Raw genomic sequence first — 25,242 nt, forward strand, 5'->3', positions numbered from 1 at the left:
GTTATAGCTTTTCCAGGCCAGAGCCCTGCGCATTGGTCTCATCTGCATCCGCAACTTTCACCGCCATACCACGCTGTGGGTATTCCGGCAAGGTGACAACCACCTTGTCACTGTTGTTCAGTCCGGCACCCACCAGGAAGTATTCCCCTTCCTCACGGACCACCTGTACCTCACGAGGCTCAAGCTCAGCATTGTCATTGATCAACCAGACCGTCTGGTTATTGACCAGCTCTTGTGGCAAACGATAGATTTGTTTAAGCGTTTTACCTAAAAAGCTCACCTGTACATAAGTACCAAACTTCACTTTAGGCTTGTCACTGTTCAGACCGTATGGATCTTCAATACGTACGACCAGGTTGCTCATACGTGTTTGGGTATCAACGGTGCCCAGGTCGCGATGGATCTGTGCTTCGCGGGTAAAGCTATTCACGCCTTTGTTAAATACAGTCGCTTTGGTACCACCCACGGTTTCAGGTAAAAACACCGAATCGAAACCCGCAATGGGGATCACCACTTCGGCCTGCTCAATGTTATTAAGCTGGGCAACCACACTGCCCGTTGACACAAACTGACCCAGACCCACGTCACGAGACACAATCAAACCATTGAAAGGCGCAACCACATCACAATTGTCCAGATCACGCTGAGCGCGCATTAATGCGGCCTTCGCAGATTTAACCGCCGCTTTGGCACTCATCACCTGAGGTTTACGCAAAAACAGATCGGTGTGTTTTTTGTTAGGGAAACGTTTGGCTTCATCTGCTGCCACGTCTGCCTGTGCCTGCTCTTCAATCAATGCCGCTTCAGCACTGGCCAGCTGAGCTTCGGCCTGTAATACCGCCGCTTCGTAGTTGTCTTTTTCAATGCTGAGCAGAATATCACCCTTCGCAACCACGCCGCCGGCCAAAAAGCTGGGATGCCAGTAAACGACTTCGCCGGCTACCTGAACAGACAGCTGGGTTGTTTCAAGTGGTGTGACTTCACCATAGCTTTGAATAAGAACCTGATGATCCTGTGCCTGAACGGATTCGACCTGTACTACAGGGCGTGTATCTACAACCTGTTTATCTTCCTCACCCTTTGCGACCGCGTTGATGGCTGAAAAGCCTGCCACCCCAAGGCCCAACGCCACAACGGGAAAGATCCATTTTAGTGCTTGTGCTTTCATGACTTTACCTATTGATATTTTCCTACCGACTATCTTACCAATATAGAGACGTTCAATAACGTGACATTTGTAAGAATCTGTTACTGATTTAGCAAAAATCTCTCAGTTGGCTTTTAGTATGGTAATAGTCCAGCAATAAAACCATTAAAAACATGAAAGTAACAGCCATCAAAAAGCTGGTTATCAGACCCATCAACGCCGCTTTAAACACCCAGCACAGCAGAGTAAGTAACAACAATGCCACAAAAGAAACTGGTAAGACCTGACAAAGCCGCCCGATCAATTGCTCTTTTAGCAACGTGCCCGCCTTGGCACCCACCTGCCACTTGATGTGCCACACAGGTGCAGATAACAGCGCCAGGTAGCCCAACACCCCATATAAGCCCACACCGACCAGCAGCAGCATCAACAAACTCAGGGCGATCCCCGTATAGGCACTGAGCCGGGCCGATTTACTCAGTGCAGCGGCACGCGCCGTCATATTGGTTAACTGAAATACACTTTGCGTAGGATCTTGTACGCGCAGCAGGGCATTCAGATCAGATTTTGCGAGCGACTGCCCTGGCTTCAGCCGGATAATCAGATTACTGACAAAAAAGTTATGTGGCAGATACACTATGTCCGGCGTCCCCAGAGTCGGCGAATAAATATCTTCTACAATGGCTTGTAATCTGACCGGGCGCTGATCGCGAGAATACAAAGTGGTGCCGACATCTTGCAGCGTCAGGCCTAACTTACCAGCCAGGCTTTGGTTAATGATCACCACCTCTGCCGGGGCATCCAGCGTCAGTTGCTCCGCACTGAACGCCTGACCTGCCAGCACGCGTTGGCCAACGGTTTCAAAGTAGCCCACGCCACTCCATTGCCCAAAAGCGGTCAGCTGCCGGGCACTGTCTGGCACCGTACTGATGGGTTCGACCCACGACATTTCCAGTGGATCATTGGCAGCCATGCTGGCCGCGGCTATCTGGGGCTGAGCCAGCAAGGTTGCAATATTGGCTTCACTGAGCTGACGTCGTGCCCGGGCTTTTTGTTCGCCGCGCTCAAAGTCCAGCTGCTGCATCTGCACCTGGATTAAGCCCGTGTCATCAAACCCCTGCGCTTTGCCAATCTGCGCACCGTAATGGCTTAACAGCCAGATGCTAAAACACAACACCACCATGCCTGTCGTCAACTGTGTATTGATCAGCAATCGACTGAGCCAGCCTGGTAATTGCTTTACCTGACCTTTACCAGAGCCACTGAGTTGCTGCCTGAGCCCACGTAAGTCCACAAAGGTAAAGACACTGCGAGCAAACCCCCAGGCCAACCATAACGCCACACACCACATCCCCAGATAAGCAGGCCAGGACAACTGCAACCAGGTGATGCTGCCCAGAATATCCTCTCCCCAATATTGCATCAGTGCCATTAAGCCCGGTGCCAGCGCCGTTGCCACCAGGGCCGCCAGTGCAAACAGTGCAACCGCATGGCACAACACCTGACGGAACAACCTGGACTGACGCGCCCCCAGTGCCAGATGCAATGCCAACTGCGACTGGCGACTTTTAAAATCCAATAAATAAAGCGCAAACAAATTACACAGGGTCACCACTACCACGCCCAGAGCTGCGCCAACCAGCCACTGTCCCATATCCTGTAGCGCCCCTTTGAGTTTGGTATCGAGCGGGCGCAGCGTCAGATGGAGGGTTGTTTCACCAAACCCATACTGCTGTGTCAGCGCATTGATGCGGGCACTCAGCTGCATGGCTTCTGAATGTAGTACCTTACTGGCCTGAGGTAAGGTCCTGCCGACCAGCAACACATTATTACGGATCGCTATATCGGCAAACGGGGTCATGTCGGTCGCGGTATGACTAAAAAAAGGTAAAAAGACATCACTATATTGTGCAGCCCGCAACAGCTCCGGCTCCCGGCTGTCCTCGGCGAGAATGCCCACCACCTGAAAACGCCGGTCATCGAGCTGGATCACCTGCCCGGTCGCCTCCTGGCCCGACAAATAACGGCGGGCAAAACGCGCACTGACAACCGCCTGCGCAGCACTTTGCGCTTGCTGCCCCTGTAAAGACGACGCAGCAAAATAGTCGCCACTTTGCAGTGACAGATTAAACAAGGAAAAATAACCCGGCTCGACCAGTGCCGCCGCAATTTTTGGCTGCTCAGGATGATCCACATACAGCATATCTGTATAGTAAAGTGGCGTGGCCAGCTCGAATAACCCGGGCGTCTGATGCAACTGCCAGGCAGCAGGTACAGACAACGATTCGCTGAGCGTCACTTCGCCTTGTTCATTGCGCAACTCACCATCCACCCAGGCAAGCCGCTCTGGTGCGTCATAAGGCAATGGACCATGTGCCTGCCAGGCAATCACGCCGGCGACCAGCAAGGCCGCCATTGCACTGGACAACAACACAACAAAAAACACCGTCATACGCCAACGGGTATGCAACGCCTTCAGCGCGTCCTGAATATCTAGCCCCATGTCACAGCATTCCTTCAGACAATCGCACTGCGTGCAGTGCGATGAGTGTGACTGCCACCGACGATTTCACCATCGAGAAGACGGATCTGCCTCGGTGCCATATCAGCATACCTGGGATCATGCGTCACCATACAAATGGTCGTCCCTTGCTGATGTAGCTGCGCGATCAGTTGCATCACCGCGTCACCACTTTTGGAGTCAAGGTTACCTGTGGGTTCATCCACCAGTAAAATGCTAGGGTGCGCAACCAGTGCCCGGGCAATGGCAACCCGCTGCTGCTGTCCACCAGAGAGCTGATCTGGCTTATGCCCGGCACGATGCGATAACCCCACCTTGTCGAGACAGCTTTGTACGCGATTGTGCACCTCCTCACGCGACAGTCGAGTCTGGCTATAACGCAGCGGCAATGCCACATTATTAAACACCGACAACTCATCGATCAGATTAAAAGACTGGAAAATAAACCCGATGTGGCGGTTTCTTAATTCTGCTCGCTGATCGGCGGTCAAGGTGCCAACCTCAACCCCCTGAATAAAGTATTGCCCACTGCTGGCTTCATCCAGCAAGCCCATAATAGACAGCAAAGTGGATTTACCACACCCGGACGGGCCGGAGATGGAAACAAACTCGCCTTGCTCTATGGTCAAGCTCACCTGACGCAAAGCATGTGTTTGCAGTGCTTCGGTTTCGAACACTTTGCTGATGTGCTGCATTGCTATTATCTGTGTCATACTATCCCCGCTGACAAACCGACACCCCATTGTGCCATAGTTGTCCTTTAAACCTTTAATTCAGTGCAACCTGCACGCCCTGTTGTGCCAGGTTACTCAAATCAGAAATAATCCAGCGCTGGTTTTGTTCGGCGCCCTGCTCTATCACCACATAACGACCCGCCAGCGCGCCAAATTGCACCGTTTTCAGCTCAGTGTTGCCGTCTTCATGCACACGATATAACTGCGCGGTCTGTTGCTCACGTACATTGGCCGGACGACGAATATATAAAGCCTGATCCAGCTCAGCCACAGTGATGCTGGCATCAATACTGAGCATAGGTCGGGCCGCTTTAGGGAGCGTCTGAGGGAGCGCGACTTCCACTTTCACGCTGTTTTCTGCCACCACAGGATCAATCCGTCCCACGGTGCCTGTTACCTGCTGATCACGGATCCTTACGATCACCGCCTGCCCCGGCAGCACTTTTTGCACCTGCGACTGTGGCACGCGCAGCTCAGCCAGCAGCTGCGTCTGACTGCCAATCAATGCCGTTTCGTCGCCCACTGTCAGGCGCTGACCCACCGCCAGGGGCATACGCTCCAAAATACCCGCAACGGGTGCCGTGATAGTCAATGCAGCTAACCTAGCACGGCTGCGCGCCAGCTCCTGGCGCCGGATAACAATGCGCTGTGCTGCCAGCTGCTGCGCACTGGCATGAAGCTTTTTTAGCTGGTCCAGACGCTGTTGTGCGCTCTGCATTTGACGGGCCAGGTTGGCGACACGGGACTGAGTCTGCGCAAATGCCAGGTGCGAAATGATCCCTTTCTCAGCGAGCCCCTGCTCGGCCCGCAGCCGTAACCGGGCAGTTGCCAGATCGCCGGTTAATTTATCCAGTGCCGTTTGCTCACTGAGAAACTCTCGCTGCTGATTCAGTGTAAGCTGTTGCAATGCCATATCACTGCTCTGCAAAGCCTGTTGTGCCTGCGCAACCGCCAGTGACAGATCCGGATTATCGAGCGTCGCAATCACCTCCCCCACAGCAACGGGTGCCCCCGCTTTGAGGTGGATCTGTTTCACTACCGCATCACTGTCGGCAGTGATTAAATGCTGCTCCGCACTGCGCAGCACGCCAAAACTGTCCACACCAATCGACAGTGGCCCATATTCCACCGTGGCAATCAGGACTTCATGCCGCCCCAGCCGGGTGATCTGCTCGCTGGGACCTATCAGCCAGACACTCCCCCCAAAAACTAAAGCGACCAGCCCCCACATCCAGCGACGCCAGCGCTTGGTGGGTTCAGGCGGTTTAATTACATCCATTTTCAGCTCCGTAAAGATTGTCTCTGTCACGCTAGGAGCCAGTTTCGTGCCAAACTTTTATAGCTTTAAAATCATGACGTTAAATAAATCACATCCCGAATTTCGGCGAAAGCGGACGCGTTGTCCGGAATTGGAACGGGGGCAAAGAGGGCCATGACAGACAGTAAAATCGGTTGTTTATTTTCGCAGTCACAGTCGGACAAGAAAGAAAAAGGGGGAAGTCACAGACTTCCCCCTTACTCGGGACGGATCCTATTACGGACCTCAAGTAATTCATATGTGCTTTGTGCAAGCACAGTCAGTATTATTGCAAATCGTACACGCTCTTACTGCGGTTGTTCAGCCAGGCTTCATAGGTGTTTCATCAACCAGATCCGCAATACGACCTTTAAACTCACTGTAGCCTTTCTCTTTGTAGAATTGCTTCAGTCTCAGTACTTCTTCGTGACGTGATGACAGACCACTACTCGCTTTACGGACTGCGCGGTCAAAGTAGCCCGATCTATGCCTCGCGCTGCTTATGTAGCTACTCATATTGCTGTCACTCCACTCGTTATAGATAAAGTCGTTACCACTGCCACCCCAGGATTTAGCACGGTTGCCCCACGAGCCACCACCGGAATCAACAAGGATGTCGGCACCTGAGCTTCCGGACAAACGGTCTTTATTCCCGTCGTTACCAAAGATGATGTCTTCCCGACACGGTCAACGCGGTGTCCGCCAGTTAGGGGCTCAGTGCCAGATAAACCATATATTGATTTTCAACATGCTCATCGATGTCTATCTGGGTCCGATCCAGGCCATTACAGTAAGTGCCTGGTGCAGCCAGCCGCGTGGCAAGCGCGTTGTTGGGCAGCAAGGTCAGCGAAAGCGCCGCTGCCAGGAGTGCCTTTTGATAAACCACCATGTTAGTCTCCATGAGTTAAGTAAAGATTTGCGCAAAGAAATCTTGGTCGTGGAATTTATAAACCACAATTGTGCAATCACTATGGGCTCAGACTGGGTAAAAAGGATGAGTTTCTCGAACCGTAAAACTAGTCAGAGCACGGAAACACCTGGCTTTTTTATCTCAACAAGGCTGCGCTGCTCTCCTCCGGGGTGAATATAGCGCTGGCCGGCCTGCAAAAAAATGCGTCATTTACTACCCATTTGGTCTGCAAAATGCGCTGTTGAAAAAACGTCATAAAAAAAATCATAACGCCTTGGGTAACACTTGTTTACATATTCACGGTTACTGGTTATGAATCCATTCATAAAGTGCATCAGACAAGGCGCGTGCCCTCCTCAATTAGAAACCCCTTACAACTCATGATTTTTACCTAAATCAATGTAAGTAAAACAAACTTTTAGAGCGTAACTTAATCAGTATTCGGGTACAAAATAACAGATTGATACTTTACATTTTTTAAACAGCTGTTAAATTACCCCGTATAATAATAAGAAACAAAATGTAACTTCACTGTTTTAATATTCATATACGGATGTACAATGAATTCACGTCAACGATTGAACTGGCTAAACAGCGCCCGAAGGGACATTCAGGCGTCACTGCGCAGTTTGCGAATACAACAAAAAATGTCGCAAGCCGAGCTGGCCAAGAAAATGTCCGTCCCGGTAGATCAGTCCACCATTTCCAATTGGGAAAGTGGTAAGACCATTATGGATCTGGAGCAATTGCTTGATATCCTGATGATCTTTGGTAAAGACTGGAAAAGCTTTTTTGGCTTTTTGGCCGATAACGCAGAAAAAAGAACAATTAAAAAGCCCCAACAGAAAGAACCACCTATGGAACCAGAGACAGAAGACAAGGGAGAAGACTGATGCATATTGTTGAGGTATTGATCTCTTCCGTAACACTGATTGGACTAGTCATGACATGGCAGCACTATAACGCCAGGTGGCTATTTTTTATTCTTATTTTAGTACAGTCAATTGAAGCCACAGTAAAGCCAATTGCCATTCAATGGACCCAGCATTATTACTTATGGCTGTTATTCGCCAACATTTTATACTTGTTGCTTCTTTTGACTCGCAGCGTACTTGCTCGCAGACTGTACAAAGCTTCTGGCTTGAATTTCTTCAAACTTGCAGGCGACAACTATTCATTGACTGTACCTGAGTGCGCATATTATGTTTTAGCTCTTGTAGCTATGATACTTTGCGGTGCTCAGTGGATTGAAATTCAACTCTATTATTATAAAATTCTTGATTATCCATTCATTTATCACCATGTTTGGGTGCCCGTTATGTATGCACTTCATGTATTGCAATCTCTATCACTCATTACATACATTTTTGTGACTAAAAGAACGCAAGGAACTTTACAATATGAAAATAATTAAACGTGTTTTACTGACTCAGGTTGCAGGTGGAGTCAGTGGAGACCCTGATAGATCAACATTACCTAGAATGGCGCCGATCGACCCCCCTTTTGAGAAAAAGAAAAAAGCGCCTTATACAGGTTAAATTTATTAATCTATTCATAAATTGAAAGTTTATTAATCTAACTAAACCTCAACTCATACGTGACCTAATAACTCAGGAAAGAGAGTTTTTAAGTTGCTCAAAATTATGAATAGATTAATGACCAGCAACATATAAATGGAAGCCTTAACGCCCTCGTTGTACATATCCCGTATTAAATACGGGATAAATGCCTGACACAGTCAAAATATCTCACTCAAAGCACATAAGTCATACTGACCGCTTACGATTCCTCCCAACCCAGATAAACAGAGCAAGGTTAAAGGGGCCTAAATATCCCTACCAAAACTGATTTCCCCGTACATCCACAGTAACCACCAAACCACAAACCCATTGGCAGATCATTAGGATAGGTGTAGAGTCAAAGCGCAATAATTACAAAAACCGCGACCAAGCGGATACGCACAATGCGTGTCTTAAGGAGTATGACTATGCCTGCTCGCCTCTGGCTAGTGAGCCTGTTCACTGTGCTGCTGAGCGCCTGTGCCAGCCCACAAAAACACCCTACAACACCGCCACCACGACCGGACATGCCATTTAACCATGCCCTGTTTAACCCGGTTGCGGTACTCGATGAGCAGTCCATTTTTACCCTGCCGGAACAAGAGCAACAAGCCTTTCTGCGCTACTATCAAAAACATATTTTAGCGGGCATGCGCGGCGACCGGATCATTTTTGAATACCTGCACGATCAGCTGAACGAGTTCCACTATCGGGGCGAAACTTACAGCGCCACCGAATCGTTACAATACGGTGGTGGCAACTGTATTTCACTCGCTGTACTGACTCAGGCCTACGCCTTTGTGGCAGGTATAGACACCCGATATCACAAAGTGGCTTCGGCCCCCGTGTATCAGCAAGTCGCCGATACCATACTGATCTCGTCACACTTTAAAACTAAGCTGCTGGCACCTGAGGAGCAGGAAGAGGAAGACTGGATCACACTGGTCCGCCCGGGCACCATCATCGACTACTTCCCGGCGCAGGATGCCATATTTGTCGCGTCAGCCCGGTACAAAGATCTGGTCGCCAAGTTTTACGCTAACCTGGCCGTAAAAGCCATGCTGGCTGATGAGTTTGACCTCAGTGCCGCCAGAATTCTGCGCGCCCGCAGCTATGCCCCAGACGACCCGGAGCTGATCAATATCGCTGCCGTATTGCACCGTCGGGCCGGCGATCTGAAAGGCGCTGAAACCATTTATCAGTATGCCGACCAGCATCGTCTGACCAGTCATAACCTGCTGTCAAATTACCTGGTCTTAGCGAAAGCGCAGCAGGCAACGGCGCTGGCTGCACGCCTTGAGCAACAGCTCGAAGAGGATGCCAAAACCCCGTTCGACTTTCTGATGAATGCGCGCAGTGCCATTGCCAAAGGCCAGCTGAAAAAAGCCTCCCGCATGCTGGTTAACGTGCTAAAAGAAACCCCTTACCTGCCTGAGCCGTATTTTGAGCTGGCCAAGATCAGTTACCTGCAGGGCGACCATGATACAGCCCGTCAGCAGCTTGAGCTGGCAATTGAGAAAACCTCCGATCCGGAAAAAAGCCGGGTGTTCACCGCTAAACACAGCATGTTGCAGTCACTCACCGAGCAGTAACAACAGCTGCGAGCTGGCTGCCTAGTTACGTACGCAGCCACTCAGTGTCTTAGCCCGCTACGTGATGCCCAACCCTGAATGATGGCTCTGCCCGCGCTCAATTATTACCCCGTCATTACAGCCGCTTGGCCATGCAACAATGAACATGTAAAGCCCCCGTTAACAAAAATATCAAGCATGCTAAACCCAAGCCGGTGACACGTAATCGCTTCTAAAATAAAGGAAGATCCTGGATATTTGCTGATTTTCTCTGAAAATCACACCTTTAGTCCACAAAACAGGAATAAATTACAGAGCGCAAACGGTAAAAATAAAAATTTTTTACCCAAAACACGCATAAATACAGCACTTAAATGAGGAGTGATGATTTACTTTATTAATTTTTTGTTATCACTTTCTTTACAAAAACTGATTTTGTGATTACCTTTGTACCTGTGCGAAATTTATTCAATAACTTTTTAATCTAAAAAATCATTCAACAACAAGTGAAAAGGAACAGCAATGAAACTAACCTATCTTGTCTCTGCGCTCGGCTTACTCTCAACCGCAGCACTGGCTCAAAACACTGCGCCACTGACAGAAGCACAAATGATGCAATACACCAGTAAGGCCAGCAAAGCCATCATTGGTGCCCGTGCCGATGCCAACATTTCGCTCGGTCAGGAGTTTGCGACACTCAGCAGCACAGGCAGCACAGTGATCACACGCACCATCACCCACCCTGATGCCAGCTACATCAAACTACACTTTAAAAATGTGAACCTGGCCAATGGCGGCAAGCTGGTTGTACGCTCAGCAGATGGCAGCGAACGCTACGAGTACACTGAAGCGAATATGCATGCAGCAACTGTTAACAGCAAACTGGGAGACGACGGCGTAACGAGCTTCTCAGCCATGTCTATCTCTGCTGAAACGGCAATCGTTGAATATACACCGGGTAGCGCGTCTGACTCAGGCCAAATTTCAACTCAGGCAATCACACCAGCAGTGATTGATTTCTACGACCACGGCACAGAAAACACGCCGATGATGGAAGCCATGAACGCATCAACCGACGTGGGTATTGAGTCAACGTGTGGCGTTAATGAGCGTCGTGACGTACAGTGCTGGGCAAATTCAAACTCCACTGAATTTGAGCGTTCACGCCCGGTTGCTCGCCTGCTGATGAACGGTAGCGGCCTGTGTACTGGTTGGCGTGTTGGCCCGGACAACCGTATGTTCACCAACGAGCACTGTGTGGGTTCTGCGTCTGAGTTGGCCAACACAGAAGTATGGTTCAACTACCAGCACACCAGCTGTAATGGCTCAAACCTTGAAACTGTGGTGAAAGTCACAGGTAAAGACTTCCTGTCTTCTGACTACACACTGGACTACACCCTGTTCACCATCAACGAGTTCAACAAAGCGGCGCCATTTGGCTACTTTGGTCTGGATGTTCGCGATGCGACACAAGGCGAGCGCATCTATATTCCACAGCACGGTTCAGGTAACCCGAAAGAGCTGGCCATTGAGTCAGATCAGAACAGCAGCGGCAACTGTGAAGCTGACGTCGTAACAGCCAATGGCCGTGGAACTGGCACAGACATGGGCTACTACTGTGACACCATTGGCGGTTCTTCTGGCTCACCGGTTCTGGCGGCATCAAGCAACAAGGTTATTGCACTGCACCACTTTGGTGGCTGTACCAACCAGGGTGTGAAGATCAGCAAGATCTGGCCTGAAGTATCGAGCCACTTCAATGGTATTCCGGATGGCGACAACAACAGCGATCCAATGCCAACAGCCGACTTTACTGCCAACTGTACAGAACTGGCATGTAGCTTTGACGGCAGCGCGTCTAGCTCACCGAATGGCGCTATCTCTCAGTACGAGTGGAACTATGGTGACAACGCAACAGGCTTTGGTGCATCTGTAAGCCACACTTATGCCGCTGGCGGTAACTACACAGTGTCACTGACTGTGACAGACAGCACAGGTGCAACTGCGACAACTTCGAAGCAAGTGCCTGTTTATGGCCCAGGTGGTGAAGATCAGCTGCAAAAAGGCGTAGCAAGAACTGGCCTGTCAGCTGCACGTGGCGAGATGACTTACTTCTACTTTGATGTGCCAGCGGGCGCGACCAACATCACCTTTGATATCTCAGGTGGCAGCGGTGATGCTGACTTGTACGTACGTAAAGATGCACAACCCACTACCAGCATTTATGATTGTCGTCCGTACCGTTGGGGTAACACCGAAAACTGTACACGCAACGATGGTGCCGGTCGTTACTGGGTCGGTATTCGTGCCTACAACGCATACTCAGGTCTGAGCCTGGTTGCGGATTACCAGTAATACTGAATTAAATTTTTCTCCCTAAAAAGGCAGCACTCGCTGCCTTTTTATTTATCTGCCCCTTACAGCGCATACCACAGCCCCAGCCAGGCCCGCAGTGAATCCTCCGCCAGATCACTTTCCACCCGGGCAACACCCAGATCAAAATGCAGATCAGTCATCCCGGCAGGCGCAAACCAGTTTGCCCATCCAAGCACTTGCTGGCTCAGGTCAACTTGCCACTTCACCCCATAGCTTTTCGCGATCCGCAGGCCATCAAGGTGGTGATGTTTAATAAAGAGTCTGGGCTGGCCCAGTGACCAGCTGGATGCCAGTTCATAGCCGTAATAATGCCGGCCGGTAGCAAACTGAAAAGGCAGCTCGGGGCTGAGCACCAGATCGCTGCGGGTGCGGCCACTGAGGATATTGTTATCAAACCCGCCCAGACGCAGCAATTGAGCGTCGCGATACTGAGACTGCACACCCGCAAACCAGGGCCAGTCCCACACCTTGCCATATCCCTGCCAGTCATAACCGTGTCCCTGGCTGTCACCTCTCAATATGGCTGCTTTAAGACGATAGCCCAGGGCAGAATCCTGTTGGTAGTATTGCCAGCCATGCTCCAGCCCGGTCCACTGCGTGGTCATGGCCTCATCGCCTTCATCATCATAGTGGGTAACCGCAGCAAAAGGCGCAACAGACAAAGTATCAAAACGCCACTCATAACTCACACTGGTGCTCAGTCCTGTACCATGCAACCTGACCGGCTGTGCCTCAGCATGCTGGTGACGGCTGTCTAAGCGGTAGTTGCTCAGGTGGGCATCAAAACGCCAGTCTCCCCAGCGGTAGCGCAGCGCGGCAAAACTGCCATCCAGTACATTGTCGCTGCTCTGTGTCAGTCCCAGTTGCCAAGATAATTGCTGCAGCAGATCACTGCCTTTGACGCCCACGCTCAGCAATTCGCTGGCAGCAGTGCTGGCCTGCGCCGATAATGCCACGGACGCATTTTGCTTCAGCCACTGGTAATCACTGTGGGTAATAGTCTGCTCCTCAGCGTCATAAATCTGAGCTTCAGGCAATACTACGGTATCGGTTTTACCCAGTGGTACCGCGAAATCCTCACTGAGGGCCGTGACGGGTTGTTCCGCGATCTGGCTATCCAGCGCATGCAATCGCGTGCCCTGTGGCGTGGTTTGAGCATATAACAGCGGCTGATCCGCCCGAGGCACCAGTTGTTCAAAAACCGCTTGTCCGGTGGTGATCAGATACAGGCTGTTTTGCTTGATATCGTAACGATACACACCCAGCTGGCCATTCAGACCCGCAATAAAATAAAGCCCTTGCCCGTCTGCTTGCCAGCTGGGTGCTGTCAGGTATTGATATCCCTGCGGCATAGGGACACCGCGCACTGTGCCGGATTGCAAGTCTTGTATATACAATTTCCAGTTGCCGTTCAGCGCGGTTTTCAGGTAGGCCAGCTGACGTTTATCAGAGGCAAGCTGCGGGTAATCGTATACCGTGCCGAGGTTGCGCGCCGACAGTGGCGTGACCGTGTTGCTGCTGATCTCGACCCGCACCAATTCTGAAAATCCACTACGTACCTGCTCTGCAAATAGCGTATCTGCGTCCAGCAAGGTGAAACGGCGGATCCCCAGCGACTGAGTTAATCGTGTCACCTCACCGCTGGGAATATGCCAGCGATACAGATCGTTGACCCGGTTGCCCCGCGTCTCATCAACGCGCGCGCGGGCAACAAAATACAGCGTTTCCTGATCCAGCCACTGCGGATATTGTATGCCTGCAAAATCACTCGCTGCCAGCTCAGCCACCTGCTCACGCTTAAACACGGCCGGGGACTTATCTGCAATGTCTGTGGGGTCCGCAGCCAGAATAGCCTGCTGTGCTTTGTCGAAGGCTTGTTTGGCCTCAATATTGTCTTCGGTTTTATACACTCTAAGCCAGCGCTCTCCGTCACGGCTGCGCTCAGTCAGCGCAATTTGCAAGCCATCCGGGGACAACACAGGATCGCTCGCCGCATAGTCAAACTCCTGCCATAATGGGCTGTTCAGCGTATCCAGGTCACGCTCTTGAGTCATCGCAAAGTAGGTGTATTCCGCGATAAAGCGACGATACAGCTGTGGCGCGCTCTGTCCGAATGCCCCTTCAAAGGCGCTGGCAAAGCTGCGTTTGTGTACGCCATGAACGCGCGTCCAGACAGCATCCAGCGTCTCTTTCCCATGCTTGTCCTCGAGCCAGGCCAAAAATCTCACCCCCAGCAAATACGCCATCGCACTGGAGCGGTAACTGCCATCGCCATTGCTCAACGCCCCGTAAGACAATAAAGCCCCCTGGCGGGCAAACGCACGTAGCAAGGCTTCGCTGTAATTATCGTAAAGGCGGCCACGGCCCGTCATCCGTGACTCCAGCAAGGTGGCATACCCTTCTGAAACCCAGCGGGGTAATACCGCACTGGAAAGATCATAAATATCAAACCAATCACGCAGATGCTGACGCCACACACTGCGGCTGGGTTGAGATAAATGGACCAGGTGAATGTATTCATGCAGGATCAATAATTGCTGCCAGCCCGGGCTATTGGCAATCACAGAGTCTGACTGTGGCGGCGTGGTAAACAGCGCCATCAGCGGGGTGCCGGTGCTGGGTAATGCAAAGCCATTTGCGCCATTGATGGGATCAAACACCACCACATCGGCAATGCTATCCAGAGCCCGACCCTGTTGCTGTAACACCAGATCCCTGACCAGCTCCAGCTCAACGGCTGCGGATCGCGCCCAGGCCTGCTGGGTCGGTGTGTAGTGTACTCTGAAGTGCTCGGTATGAAGGGTCTGCCAGTCATTGGCGCGAGCCTGAGTGCTCACAATAAATAGCAGGCATGCAGCGCACACCGCTGCAAAAGAAGTTCTCATCAATTGCACAACCATGCTCATCCTCGATGATGTGATCCAAAGTTGCGCTTAGTATGGCAAAAAATGTGCTTAAGAATCAGTAGGTATTTATCTTTTGAAACACTTTAACCCAGCGCAGCTCAGGCATCGCTGTGCTGATCAAGTGAACTGACCATATGCAAAATGCCACCGGCGACGATAAACACCGCAAAGGCTGCGGCAAAACTCAGCCCGGCGTACACTTTTGCCAGTGCCAGAATGCCTGCACTACTCCAGGCAAGCAATCCTCTGAGTCTGGCCGTCATTAAACGCGCTAACCTGAGTTGGCTGACGCACGCAGCCGCGACAATAAATACGATTAAAGGGGTTAAAACCAACATAGACCACTCCCGGATCAGGGTTTGCTGGCATGATAATACGACGGCAGCATAGGTTAAGATCAGTATGAGGGTCATTATACGCAAATGATAATTATTATCAACTGGGGAGTGTTATCTTAATGACCGCACCTACTCGCTCACCTCGCTGCTCGTTGTTAACCTCAAACTGGCCCTCATGACATTCAATCACGTGCTGACTGAAGGTCAGCCCAATGCCCTGCCCCTCGGTCTTGGTGGAATAAAACGGCGTCAGGACATTGTCGAGATTGGCAAATCCGCCCCCTTCATCTGCCACCTCTATCACCACGGCTGGGCTGAGGTAATAGCTACGTATCAGCACCTGGTGGCCAGCTGGTGTGGCAGTTTGATTGGCTTCGATGGCATTTTTAACCAGGTTGATCAGGACCTGCTCAAGTAACTGCGGATCGCAATGACACTGATGCGCCTGGCAATCCAGTGCTATACGCTGTGTCGGGTGCTGTGATGCAAATAAGTCCTGTACTGACGCAAACAACGGGTGGAGCTGTACCTGCTGAAGCTGGGGCTCAATGACTTTACTGATCTCACCATAACGGGCCACAAAGTGCTGCAAATGCTGACAACGCTGCTCAATGACCGACAGTGCCTGCTGCTCTCTGGCTGAGGTTGCACGCTCCGCAAGGCTTTGCGCCAATGAACTCACCGGGGTCAGCGAGTTACGTATTTCATGACTGATCACCCGGATCAATTGCTGCCAGGCAGCCAGCTCTTTTTGCCTCAGCGCTTTGGTAATATCCAGCGCGACCAGTAAACTGTGGCGCTTGCCTTGCTCATAGAAATAGCTGCTGTGCAGCTGCCAGCGAGCCCCCTGGGTGTGACTGACAAATTGCCAGCCCTGCTGCGCCTCTTCCAGCCCCAGAGACAAGGCCGTTGCCCCTTTATAATGCTGCCAGGGTTGTCTATACAAGGATTCAAAAGCTTGATTTGCATAGCTTAATCGTGATTCTTCGGTAAAAACCAAGATCGGGGCATTGAGCTTGTCAATCAGCTGATAAATAACAAAGATCTGTGAGTTATAACGCGATTTTTGATGATGTAACTGCTCGCCCAGCGCTATCAACTGCTGTTCAAATGCCGCCACGTGGCCAGAGCGAAAATGGGGCCGGATCTGTTGACTGAAGTCCGCCTGTTGCATGGCCTCAAGCTGCCAGTGTGCACGTGAAAAAATACCCTCCAGCTGTGCCAGACGATGCGTGTGCAGACGCCACAACCCTCCGCTGACGCCACCCGCTATGAGCACAACCTGCCACCATGGCAACGCCTGCTGCCATAATAAGTATGACAACAGAGCCACCACGACGAGTCCCAGTAAAGCCAGATGCGCATGCAGAGCGCGCTCGAAGTTAGCTTTCACTGCGCAACCCGTATTTATCCAGTCGGCGATATAAAGAGGACTTTGTCAGCCCAAGCGCCTGGGCTGCTTTACTGACCTGCCCCTGATGCAGTGCCAGGGTCTGTTCTATCAGGGTTTTCTCGACCTCCGCCAACGTCCTGCCCGACGATTGTGCCACATCAGTATGCAGCGGCTCTGGTTCAGGACTGGACAAGCGCAGCTGACAGTCCACAGCACCGATCTGCGCCCCTTCACTAAGTAGTAAGGCCCGCTCCATCACATGGCTGAGCTCACGAATATTACCGGGCCAGCGGTAGGCCAGTAATGCAGCCTGTGCCTCGCTATCCAGTGCTTTAGTGTCGAGGTTGTAACGTGCCGCATGGCGCGCAAGTAGGTAATTGGCCAGTGGCACTATGTCATCCAGCCGTGCACGCAGCGGCGGAAGCTCAAAGGTAAAGGTATTGATGCGATACAACAGATCGCTGCGAAAATGCCCGGCTACCACGTCTTTTTCCAGATCACTATTGGTGGCGCAGATCAGACGAATGTCAGCACGCTCTGTGCGACTGCTACCGACCCGCTCATATTCTCCACTTTCCAGCACCCGAAGTAACTTGGCTTGTTGAGTCAGCGGAATAGTCGCAACCTCATCAAGGAACAGGGTCCCGCCATCAGCCAGTTCAAAACGCCCGCTACGCTGTGATTTAGCATCAGTGAATGCCCCTTTGGTGTGCCCGAACATTTCACTTTCAAACAGACTCTCGGGAATGGCGCCCATATTCACACTGATCAAAGGGCCACCACGGCGTGCCGACTGACTGTGCAGCGCGTCAACCAGGTAACTTTTGCCACACCCACTTTCTCCACACAGCAATACACTGGCATCAGTGGCTGCGATCCGCGCCAATTTCCTGAACAAGGTTTTCATGGCCTCTGAGCGCCACGTATAAGCGGGTAATGTCACCTCAGTATCTGCCGTCACACTTTGCTGTGTTTGTAGCGCGCTGAGCTTACTTTGCTTACGGATGGCATCCAGCAATTGCAGGTTTTGCCAGGGCTTTTCGATAAAGTCTGCGGCGCCCAGGCGCATCGCCTCCACGGCCAGTGCCACACTGCCCCAGCCGGTCAAACAGATCACCGCAGGTGCACCATCCAACGACTTTAACCACCTCAAAAATGCCAGTCCTTCCTGTCCGGATGTGGTATCGCGGGTAAAATTCATATCGAGCAGGATCAGCTCTATCTGCTTACAACTCAAAAACTGCTTGGCCACTTCCGGATGTTCTGCTTCAAACACCTCAAAACCATGATCTTCAAGCAAAAATGCCGCGCTTAAGCGCACCTCCGGATTATCATCCACAATGAGTACTGCCATTGTATTCCCTGTCCGATTATAATTGCGTTCAGAATACGGGAAATTGACTGAGACGAAAAGCGTCCGACAGGCGGTTGTGTCCATGCCGCAGGCACAGCATTATGAGAAGTGACCTGCTCACAGGCTAAGTAGCCTAGTAGTTCCCGTGTCGAGCACGGGATGACGGGGTGTAAAACAGTGAACAGTGCAGCGCGCTAAAGTGGTACCCAAGCAAACATGGCTTGGTGTACAGCTACAAGTGGGCACACTTCCATATGGAAGGCACCCAGTTACTAAAGTGAATAGTGCCTGGATCTTTAAAACGGCTCATTTCACCTTGCGCAAAGGCCGCGCTAAAGCACGACTATGCACGATAGCTGCGAAGCGTTGCTTCGGTCTTACTAAATCCAACTGATTTTGGTGGTGAGGGTGTGGGATTCGCCCGGAGCCAGTGTCACTGCGTCGTCCATTACGTTAGCTGCTTCCAGACACAGCATAGTGTGGTATTCATCGTCGCGGAAGTTGCTCAGACGTTTGGATTTTTCTATCCAGGGATTCCATAACACACAAGAGCTTGAGTGTTCGCGGCCAACTGCAATTTTACCCTCTGGCGTTTCAATGATTTGTACTTCAGGTGCTTGGGTGTAAACCATGTCAGTTTCGCGGGCAAACGTGACCACTTCGTTCTGAACAAATGGCCCCTCACCAAACTCAATAAAGTTTGCCCCTTGTAGCCCATCCACGCGGGTTTGTGCTATTGCAGGCGTTGGGAAATAGGTATGCAGCGCCTGAGTCAGGGTAAACGTTTCACTGCCGGTATTGGTGTTGCAGAGTCTGACTTCAAGTTGCTCACTGAGTATAAACTCAACGGTCAAACTGGACTCATAAGACCAGAAAGTACGATCAACAGAAGCCATTGGCAAAGACAACACAATACGAATTGCAGTATCGTCTTCTTCTACGCGCTCTGCACGCCAGACCTGCTTACGCGCAAACCCATGTGCCGGCCAGTCTGGTTCGGCATGTACACCAAACCAAGGCCAGCAAATAGGAATACCACCACGGATAGACTGGCCTTCCAGGTAAGTTTCATCCTGGGATACCCACAACAGGTTTTTCTGACCTGTTGGAATGAACTCGGTGATCTGTGCACCTTGAAGATAAATTTTAGCCTGACAATGTGGTCCATTAACGTCAAAATACTCCAGGCCGGACTCGGTACGTGCCAATTTTACTGAGTCAGAAAGTTCCATATAACACCTATTTTTAAACTAAACTGGCACTACCTTACCTAAAATGCCCGAGCGGTGTAAGAGGTACCTATCGAATATGAGTGATCTTCATCACATCCCATGTTCATTACACCTTAAACTGGCCAACCAGCCGGGTCAGCTGTTCAGATAATCGCTGCATTTTATCGCCATTTTCGCTGGTGTTATTGGCTACATCGCTGACACTATCCGCCGCATTTTTTATTTCAATCACATTACGGTTAATGTCTTCTGCAACGTGCTGCTGCTCCTCAGCTGCGGTGGCAATTTGCGTATTCAGGTCACTGATAGTTTGAATAGACTGAGTGATTTCGCTGAACTGGCTTTGCGCAGAGTCGGTCAGCTCCACCGTTTTATCTGTGCGGGTCAAACTGCTGCGCATATCCAGCGATACCCCTTCTGTCATTTTTCTCAACTTGTCGAGCTGTGAGGCTATTTCTTCGGTTGACTCTGAAGTACGCTGAGACAAGGCCCGGACTTCGTCGGCAACCACTGCAAACCCCCGCCCATGCTCCCCAGCCCGGGCAGCTTCAATGGCAGCATTCAGTGCCAGCAAATTCGTTTGCTCAGCAATACCACGGATCACACTGAGAATGGACATGATATTTTCACTCTCACTGTCCAGCTGATTGATGTCTGACGTTGCCCGCTTGATCACGTCTGACAAGGCGACCACACTGTCTACCGCTTCTGACATCACCGACTGACCCAGCTCTGAGGCCTGCTGAGTTTGGGTGGCCAGCTCTGCGGCATTTGCACAGCTGGATGCCACCTCGTTGGCCGTTGCCGCCATCTGATTAATGGCCGTTGCCGCCATTTCCAGGGCTTGCTGTTGCTGCGCAGTTGAACTGGTTAATTCCTCCGACTCCGTGGCCGTAGCGCCGGCCGTTTGATTGAGCTGCTGAGCGCACGTATTTATGTCTGTTACCAGCTGCGCGATCAGATTAAGAAAGCTGTTGAAGCTATCCGCCAATTTGCCCGTTTCATCTTTGCTATCGACCTCTAAACGCTGAGTCAGATCGCCACCTCCCTGGGAGATGATAGTCAGACCATCACTGACCTCCACAATCGGGCCAGACAACACATTTGCGATATAGTTAGCCAGTACCACAAACAAAGCCACCAGCACCACACTTAGGATCACCAGTGTCCAGGTCATGGCATTGGCCGCCGCCATCACTTCACTTTGTTCCACAAAGGCAATGAACTTCCAGCCCAGCTTCTTCGACGTGTAGATACTGGCGAAGTAGTCAGCCCCATCAATCTGAATTTCATACAGCCCGGACTGATTACTGGCCAGGGTTTGATACAGACCGTTTTCGACCTGTTTAACATCTTTAAACCGATAATCGCTGTGTTTGGCATCGACCAGAATTTTATCCGTGTCTTCCACCAGCATCAGATAGCCCGTTTCACCCAGTTTGACTTCCCGAATGATCTTAGTCAGGCCCTGTAACGAGACATCCATGCCCGTGACACCAATTTCTCGACCATTGGATCTGACAGAACGCACAGTTGAAACAATCGCCATGTCATCCGGTGCCCAATAGTAGGCATCGGTCATTGCGGTTTGGCCATTGGCCGCTTGTCCGCTGCGATACCAGGGCCTGGGGCGAGGGTCATAGTTTGCACTCACTTCACCCTGAGGCCATTGAATATAACCACCTTCAGTATTACCGAAGTAAATGTAGGCAATCCCCGGGTGGGTATCTCCAAAGCGTTCAAACAGATCATAGACGGCTTGCTCTGTCTCGCTGCCAGCACGCGAGTTAAGCGCTGTCGCGGTACTATTACCGGTATAAACCTGCACGTTGCTTTGTGCCCGGGTGAGCTTAGGGTTGGTCGCCAGGAACTCAACATTCTTCGCAATTTCATCGAAGAACATACCTATTCCATTATCGACCTGAAGGGCTTCCCGACCACTCATCTCCACAAATTTATCGAGCGCAAATTGCCGTGTCTGGGACACAATCAGCACAGCGATAATTAAAATAGGCGAGACGATGGCAACGATAAAAGCCAGTCTGAGCTTTTGTGAAATAGTCATAGAGTGGATTCCTCACGGGATGGGCTGGCAGTACCAACACACTAAAACGCATATACCTAGCGTTGCTGATCACATTCACGTTATTACTCAAAAATATAGTTTATAGTTACGCAACTATCCAAAGGATCAGGGAAAATTCCTGGTGTTCATAGCGGGTTTCTTGGAACATAAGAGTGAATGGTCTAGGCTATTGAGAGATAATTTATTCTCACTAACTCAACCATACGGGTATTCTCCCATGCTAAAACGCTCTCGACTCATGACGGCTCTTTGCGGCGCTATGATGTTGTCTTCTGGTCCCACCATTGCCAGCGAAGATGAACTGGCACAGTTAAAGAAGCAACTTGAACTGCTTCAGCAAAAAGTGCATAAAATGGAACGCGAACAGGCTCGCGAAAAAGCTCAGGCCAAAGCCGATAAAAAAGCGCGCCAGGCCGACCCCGCCAAGCCCAGTATCAAAGTGGGCGGTGCTGTACGGACTAACCTCAGCCACACGTCGTATGATGACGACAACAAAAATCGCGGCGGCGATTTTGACTTCGATATTTTTCGGCTTAACTTTTCCGGCAATGTGGGCGGTTTCGGGCTCAATGCCGAGATCCGCTTTTTCGACTACATGACCGCCGTTAAGTATGCCTATTTACATTATGACTTTGCCAAAGACTGGCAGGCACAGCTGGGCATGACCAAAGTGCCCTTTGGTAACTGGCCTTATAATTCTCACAATTACTTTTTTAACACCACTTATTATATTGGGTTGGAAGACGACCACGATATGGGTGTGTTGTTTAAACGCAAAATTGCCGACAACTGGCAGCTGGATCTGGGCTTTTTCAAAAATGATGAACTAGGCGGTGTCGATGGTTATGTAGAAGACCGCAGCGATCGCTACTCATACGACATAGTTGGCTTTCGCAAAACCGGCGATGGCATCTATGATGACCCAACCCAGCCGCTGGGCGAATACAACACCTTTGCCGGCCGCTATGCCTATCACTTCAAGCATAAAGGCGGTACCACCGAGCTGGGCGTATCTGGTTTGAGTGGTGGCCTGCACGACGGAACCGAAAGCGCCGGTGACTACATGGCCTGGGCAATCCACTTCAACGGCAACTATGGCCCCTGGAACCTGCAATTACAGCACGGTGAATACGAATACGATGTCGATACACCTGCCACACGTATGGCCGTCGGCGCCTATGCATTTTTTGATTCCATTGCTGCCAAGGCGACGATGAGCAATGCCAATATCGCATACAGCTTACCGGTACAATTTGGCCCAATCACAGGCCTGCAATTCTACAATGACTACGGCATTATCTACGATAAATCGGACGACAGCGAAGACACCTGGATGAACGTCACCGGTGTTTCTCTCTCTGCGGGTGCGTTCTTTAGCTACATAGATTATGTGCTCGCCAAAAACCAGCCGTTCGTGGGCGGATCCGTTGCGGGTAATAGCGACGAGACTGAGCGCCGCTTTAATATTAACATTGGCTACTACTTCTAAGCGCCACCAGCAGCGGCGTTTCGGCCGCTGCTTAACGCTTCATAGTGCTAGATATCACACACCATCACATCTCCAATTTGGGCAAATATTACACACAGCGCGAAAATATTACAGCGACTATTCGTCTGTTTGTTTTTAGCTATAATGAACAGAGTAAGTCACACCGATGATCAACACACGGGATAATACCGGGAAGGACTGCGATGAAAAAACACGCACAAAAACTATTTAACCGTTGCTTCTGGTTACACCTTGCCGGGATCTTATGTGTGGCACTGGGTTTTATTGGCATGGCGCTGCCCGTGATGCCAACCACCATTTTTTTTATTTTGGCACTGGCTTGCTTTACCCGCTCTAACCCCAAATTAGCCAACTGGCTGCTGGCTCATCCCAAATTTGGTCCCACGCTGGCTGCCTGGCAATCCCATCAAGTTGTGCCAGTCAAAGGCAAATGGGGCGCGGGTTTAGGGATGCTATTTGGCTTTGTGATCTTGTGTATGACCACCGCGCCCTGGTTTGTACTGGTCGGCGTCGCGTTAACCGAGCTGATGGTCATGGCCTATTTACTCAGCAAACCCTCCGAGCTGCCTGCCAGCTAAATTAAACGGCTCCTGGCAGCGTAACTTTTACTCAGTTTTTTTGCACAGCAACGTTTTGATTGTGTGTCGTACAGAGTATCAACATCACCGCACCGCACATAATCGCCACGTCAGCAATATTAAACACCCCCGTTCGCAGCTCACCAATACCCAAATTGAGAAAATCGATTACGGCACCATTGTTCAGCACCCGATCAATCAGGTTACTCACACCACCAGACAACACCAAAGACAAGCCAATGATCTGGTTGCGATTTAAGTCCTCACTTTTCAATGTATATAGCAATATCGCCACCAACAGCAGTCCAACCACCCCAATAAACAACACACTGCGCAGTGGCGCTGGTAATTCGCTGCCTAAACTCAAAAACACACCGCTGTTTTCCCGGTAACCAAGGCGCACCAGGTCATGCCAATAGCTGGCCATCTGCCAGCCATTTAAGTAGTAACTTGCAAACCACTTACTGAGCTGATCCAGACACAAACCTGCACCCGCTATTACAGATATCCAGTATACACGTTGTTTAGTTGTCATACGTTGTTGTCTTTATTTGTTGGCAGTAAGCCACTATAAAACGCGCATTGTGACACCGGCATGACAGGTTGGATGAAATATACATTGTTTAGCACATACCAAACAGAAGATTACAATTACTCCACAGCATTCGCTCCATACTGCCAATTGAGGCGATTTAAACTACACTCAAAACAGTGAGAAAATAAGGGGGCTGGTGTGCGCAATTTCGTGCTAATGGCGTTTGTCTGGTGCCTGATATGTGCTTTTCCTTTGCTCGCGAAGCCCATTCTGCTAGGCAGTCATAGCGTGTGGCCACCTTACGTACAGGACGATGACCGCGGCCTCAGCTATGATATTGTTGCCGCAGCCTTTGCCCGCAGAGGCGAAACCTTTGCGCTTGAAGTCGCGCCATTTAGTCGGGCAATGCGCCTGGCACAAAACGGAGAAGTTGATGTGATCCCGGCACTGTGGCATACGCAGGCACGTGCACAGCAGTTCTTCTTTAGCACCGCCTATTTGCACAATGAGCTCATTTTTATTTCCCTCTCTGCAAACGCCTTGTCTTTTTCTGGATTAAGCTCTCTGAACGGTAAACGCGTATGCATGATCCGGGGCTTTGCTTATCAAAACCTGGTAAGCGGATATCCCAATATCAGCGTCATCAGCCAGTTACATTTGAGCGAATGCCTGCGACAGCTGGCACGGGGTCGGGTCGACGGCGTAGTGGCAGATCGGTTTGCCGCAGCCTATGCAATCACCCATCATTTTCAGCGTGACATATTCACCTTACACGCTCAGGTCATCGCATCATGGCCACTCCATATTGGAATCAGCAAAACACACCCCAGGTCCCGCAAGCTTATCGACCTGTTCAATCAGGGCCTCAGCGACATCATCCAGGATGGCACCTATCAGCATTTACTTTCACAATACCCTCAGATCGAGCAGGACCAAGGCATCAATCCCATCCCCTAATAACCCGCTTCATGAATCAAACATACCTTGTACCCGTAACTCAGAGTGAATTATTGAAAGCACTGTCTATAATTTAATCACACTCTCTTGGTCCGTTGACTTAAAACTGATAGAGATTAACCTGTTAGGTCGTTATCAGTGACACCCTGGCGTGTTGGCGGTGTATGCATCAGTTCGCCGTTTAATACGCACCGGCACACCATGCCTGGGTATGAAATAATGCTTACAAACAAAGTTG

At 50.7% G+C, this 25,242-nt stretch carries 21 protein-coding genes; 8 read left to right on the forward strand and 13 right to left on the reverse strand.

The features are described 5' to 3' along the window. Position 1 precedes the first annotated feature (1 nt). From AT705_RS11550 to AT705_RS11575, 6 genes are all read right to left on the reverse strand, one after another. Positions 2-1,168, reverse strand: a complete 1,167-nt coding sequence (locus tag AT705_RS11550; RefSeq protein ID WP_058796692.1) for an efflux RND transporter periplasmic adaptor subunit — start codon at positions 1,166-1,168, stop codon at positions 2-4. Positions 1,169-1,256: 88 nt separating this feature from the next. After that, positions 1,257-3,650, reverse strand: a complete 2,394-nt coding sequence (locus tag AT705_RS11555) for an ABC transporter permease (protein ID WP_058796693.1) — start codon at positions 3,648-3,650, stop codon at positions 1,257-1,259. 14 nt (positions 3,651-3,664) lie between these two features. Continuing rightward, positions 3,665-4,381 (reverse strand): ABC transporter ATP-binding protein, encoded by a 717-nt coding sequence (locus AT705_RS11560; RefSeq protein WP_208856735.1) that lies wholly within the window; start codon positions 4,379-4,381, stop codon positions 3,665-3,667. A gap of 55 nt (positions 4,382-4,436) precedes the next feature. Continuing rightward, positions 4,437-5,681 (reverse strand): efflux RND transporter periplasmic adaptor subunit, encoded by a 1,245-nt coding sequence (locus AT705_RS11565; RefSeq protein WP_058796694.1) that lies wholly within the window; start codon positions 5,679-5,681, stop codon positions 4,437-4,439. 339 nt (positions 5,682-6,020) lie between these two features. Then, positions 6,021-6,338, reverse strand: coding sequence for a hypothetical protein (locus tag AT705_RS11570; protein ID WP_058796695.1), 318 nt, complete (start codon positions 6,336-6,338; stop codon positions 6,021-6,023). A gap of 67 nt (positions 6,339-6,405) precedes the next feature. Continuing rightward, positions 6,406-6,588, reverse strand: coding sequence for a hypothetical protein (locus AT705_RS11575; protein WP_058796696.1), 183 nt, complete (start codon positions 6,586-6,588; stop codon positions 6,406-6,408). 581 nt (positions 6,589-7,169) lie between these two features. On the opposite strand from AT705_RS11575, the gene AT705_RS11580 reads away from it, so the two are divergent. The 5 genes from AT705_RS11580 to AT705_RS11595 all read left to right on the forward strand — a co-directional run bounded on the left by AT705_RS11580 (position 7,170) and on the right by AT705_RS11595 (position 12,094). Beyond that, on the forward strand, positions 7,170-7,502 hold the full coding sequence (locus AT705_RS11580; protein WP_082668976.1) for a helix-turn-helix transcriptional regulator: 333 nt from the start codon (positions 7,170-7,172) through the stop codon (positions 7,500-7,502). Then, positions 7,502-8,023, forward strand: coding sequence for a hypothetical protein (locus tag AT705_RS11585; protein WP_058796698.1), 522 nt, complete (start codon positions 7,502-7,504; stop codon positions 8,021-8,023). The genes AT705_RS11580 and AT705_RS11585 overlap by 1 nt, the downstream gene beginning before the upstream one ends. Next, the gene (locus AT705_RS25245; RefSeq protein WP_157576752.1) at positions 8,010-8,147 is read left to right on the forward strand and encodes a hypothetical protein; all 138 of its coding nucleotides are present in this window, start codon (positions 8,010-8,012) and stop codon (positions 8,145-8,147) included. The genes AT705_RS11585 and AT705_RS25245 overlap by 14 nt, the downstream gene beginning before the upstream one ends. A gap of 449 nt (positions 8,148-8,596) precedes the next feature. Further along, a complete protein-coding gene (locus AT705_RS11590) occupies positions 8,597-9,760 on the forward strand; it encodes a tetratricopeptide repeat protein (RefSeq protein WP_058796699.1) in 1,164 nt (387 codons plus the stop codon). 501 nt (positions 9,761-10,261) lie between these two features. Further along, entirely contained in the window at positions 10,262-12,094 is a 1,833-nt protein-coding gene (locus AT705_RS11595) for a PKD domain-containing protein (RefSeq protein ID WP_058796700.1), read from the forward strand. Positions 12,095-12,156: 62 nt separating this feature from the next. Here the strand turns inward: AT705_RS11595 and AT705_RS11600 are convergent, their stop codons facing one another. The 6 genes from AT705_RS11600 to AT705_RS11625 all read right to left on the reverse strand — a co-directional run bounded on the left by AT705_RS11600 (position 12,157) and on the right by AT705_RS11625 (position 21,403). Then, positions 12,157-15,009: a TolB family protein gene (locus AT705_RS11600; protein WP_157576754.1), complete on the reverse strand. Its 2,853-nt coding sequence runs from the start codon at positions 15,007-15,009 to the stop codon at positions 12,157-12,159. A gap of 110 nt (positions 15,010-15,119) precedes the next feature. Further along, positions 15,120-15,359, reverse strand: coding sequence for a hypothetical protein (locus AT705_RS11605; protein WP_058796702.1), 240 nt, complete (start codon positions 15,357-15,359; stop codon positions 15,120-15,122). A 97-nt stretch (positions 15,360-15,456) separates the two neighbouring features. Beyond that, positions 15,457-16,752: a sensor histidine kinase gene (locus AT705_RS11610; RefSeq protein WP_058796703.1), complete on the reverse strand. Its 1,296-nt coding sequence runs from the start codon at positions 16,750-16,752 to the stop codon at positions 15,457-15,459. Then, positions 16,742-18,106, reverse strand: a complete 1,365-nt coding sequence (locus tag AT705_RS11615) for a sigma-54-dependent transcriptional regulator (protein WP_058796704.1) — start codon at positions 18,104-18,106, stop codon at positions 16,742-16,744. The genes AT705_RS11610 and AT705_RS11615 overlap by 11 nt, the downstream gene beginning before the upstream one ends. A 380-nt stretch (positions 18,107-18,486) precedes the next feature. Beyond that, positions 18,487-19,338 (reverse strand): D-hexose-6-phosphate mutarotase, encoded by an 852-nt coding sequence (locus AT705_RS11620; RefSeq protein ID WP_058796705.1) that lies wholly within the window; start codon positions 19,336-19,338, stop codon positions 18,487-18,489. 106 nt (positions 19,339-19,444) lie between these two features. After that, a complete protein-coding gene (locus AT705_RS11625) occupies positions 19,445-21,403 on the reverse strand; it encodes a methyl-accepting chemotaxis protein (RefSeq protein WP_058796706.1) in 1,959 nt (652 codons plus the stop codon). A 238-nt stretch (positions 21,404-21,641) separates the two neighbouring features. Here AT705_RS11625 and AT705_RS11630 point away from each other — a divergent pair, with 238 nt between their 5' ends. Further along, a complete protein-coding gene (locus tag AT705_RS11630; RefSeq protein WP_058796707.1) occupies positions 21,642-22,913 on the forward strand; it encodes a hypothetical protein in 1,272 nt (423 codons plus the stop codon). Positions 22,914-23,116: 203 nt separating this feature from the next. Then, a complete protein-coding gene (locus AT705_RS11635) occupies positions 23,117-23,512 on the forward strand; it encodes a YbaN family protein (protein ID WP_010384960.1) in 396 nt (131 codons plus the stop codon). Between the two features lie 31 nt (positions 23,513-23,543). On the opposite strand, the gene lspA is transcribed toward AT705_RS11635, so the two are convergent. Beyond that, entirely contained in the window at positions 23,544-24,047 is a 504-nt protein-coding gene (gene lspA, locus AT705_RS11640) for a signal peptidase II (protein WP_058796708.1), read from the reverse strand. A gap of 198 nt (positions 24,048-24,245) precedes the next feature. On the opposite strand from lspA, the gene AT705_RS11645 reads away from it, so the two are divergent. Further along, positions 24,246-25,004 (forward strand): substrate-binding periplasmic protein, encoded by a 759-nt coding sequence (locus AT705_RS11645; protein WP_157576758.1) that lies wholly within the window; start codon positions 24,246-24,248, stop codon positions 25,002-25,004. Positions 25,005-25,242 lie beyond the last annotated feature (238 nt).

The sequence above is a fragment of the Pseudoalteromonas rubra genome, assembly GCF_001482385.1.
Lineage (GTDB): Bacteria > Pseudomonadota > Gammaproteobacteria > Enterobacterales > Alteromonadaceae > Pseudoalteromonas > Pseudoalteromonas ardens.

What these genes read in the sequence shown, in the direction of transcription:
- AT705_RS11550 (WP_058796692.1), bottom strand. Translation starts at nt 1,168, where the DNA reads ATGAAAGCACAAGCACTAAAATGGATCTTTCCCGTTGTGGCGTTGGGC.
- AT705_RS11555 (WP_058796693.1), bottom strand. Translation starts at nt 3,650, where the DNA reads ATGGGGCTAGATATTCAGGACGCGCTGAAGGCGTTGCATACCCGTTGG.
- AT705_RS11560 (WP_208856735.1), bottom strand. Translation starts at nt 4,381, where the DNA reads ATGACACAGATAATAGCAATGCAGCACATCAGCAAAGTGTTCGAAACC.
- AT705_RS11565 (WP_058796694.1), bottom strand. Translation starts at nt 5,681, where the DNA reads ATGGATGTAATTAAACCGCCTGAACCCACCAAGCGCTGGCGTCGCTGG.
- AT705_RS11575 (WP_058796696.1), bottom strand. Translation starts at nt 6,588, where the DNA reads ATGGTGGTTTATCAAAAGGCACTCCTGGCAGCGGCGCTTTCGCTGACC.
- AT705_RS11580 (WP_082668976.1), top strand. Translation starts at nt 7,170, where the DNA reads ATGAATTCACGTCAACGATTGAACTGGCTAAACAGCGCCCGAAGGGAC.
- AT705_RS11585 (WP_058796698.1), top strand. Translation starts at nt 7,502, where the DNA reads ATGCATATTGTTGAGGTATTGATCTCTTCCGTAACACTGATTGGACTA.
- AT705_RS25245 (WP_157576752.1), top strand. Translation starts at nt 8,010, where the DNA reads ATGAAAATAATTAAACGTGTTTTACTGACTCAGGTTGCAGGTGGAGTC.
- AT705_RS11590 (WP_058796699.1), top strand. Translation starts at nt 8,597, where the DNA reads ATGCCTGCTCGCCTCTGGCTAGTGAGCCTGTTCACTGTGCTGCTGAGC.
- AT705_RS11595 (WP_058796700.1), top strand. Translation starts at nt 10,262, where the DNA reads ATGAAACTAACCTATCTTGTCTCTGCGCTCGGCTTACTCTCAACCGCA.
- AT705_RS11605 (WP_058796702.1), bottom strand. Translation starts at nt 15,359, where the DNA reads ATGTTGGTTTTAACCCCTTTAATCGTATTTATTGTCGCGGCTGCGTGC.
- AT705_RS11615 (WP_058796704.1), bottom strand. Translation starts at nt 18,106, where the DNA reads ATGGCAGTACTCATTGTGGATGATAATCCGGAGGTGCGCTTAAGCGCG.
- AT705_RS11620 (WP_058796705.1), bottom strand. Translation starts at nt 19,338, where the DNA reads ATGGAACTTTCTGACTCAGTAAAATTGGCACGTACCGAGTCCGGCCTG.
- AT705_RS11625 (WP_058796706.1), bottom strand. Translation starts at nt 21,403, where the DNA reads ATGACTATTTCACAAAAGCTCAGACTGGCTTTTATCGTTGCCATCGTC.
- AT705_RS11630 (WP_058796707.1), top strand. Translation starts at nt 21,642, where the DNA reads ATGCTAAAACGCTCTCGACTCATGACGGCTCTTTGCGGCGCTATGATG.
- AT705_RS11635 (WP_010384960.1), top strand. Translation starts at nt 23,117, where the DNA reads ATGAAAAAACACGCACAAAAACTATTTAACCGTTGCTTCTGGTTACAC.
- lspA (WP_058796708.1), bottom strand. Translation starts at nt 24,047, where the DNA reads ATGACAACTAAACAACGTGTATACTGGATATCTGTAATAGCGGGTGCA.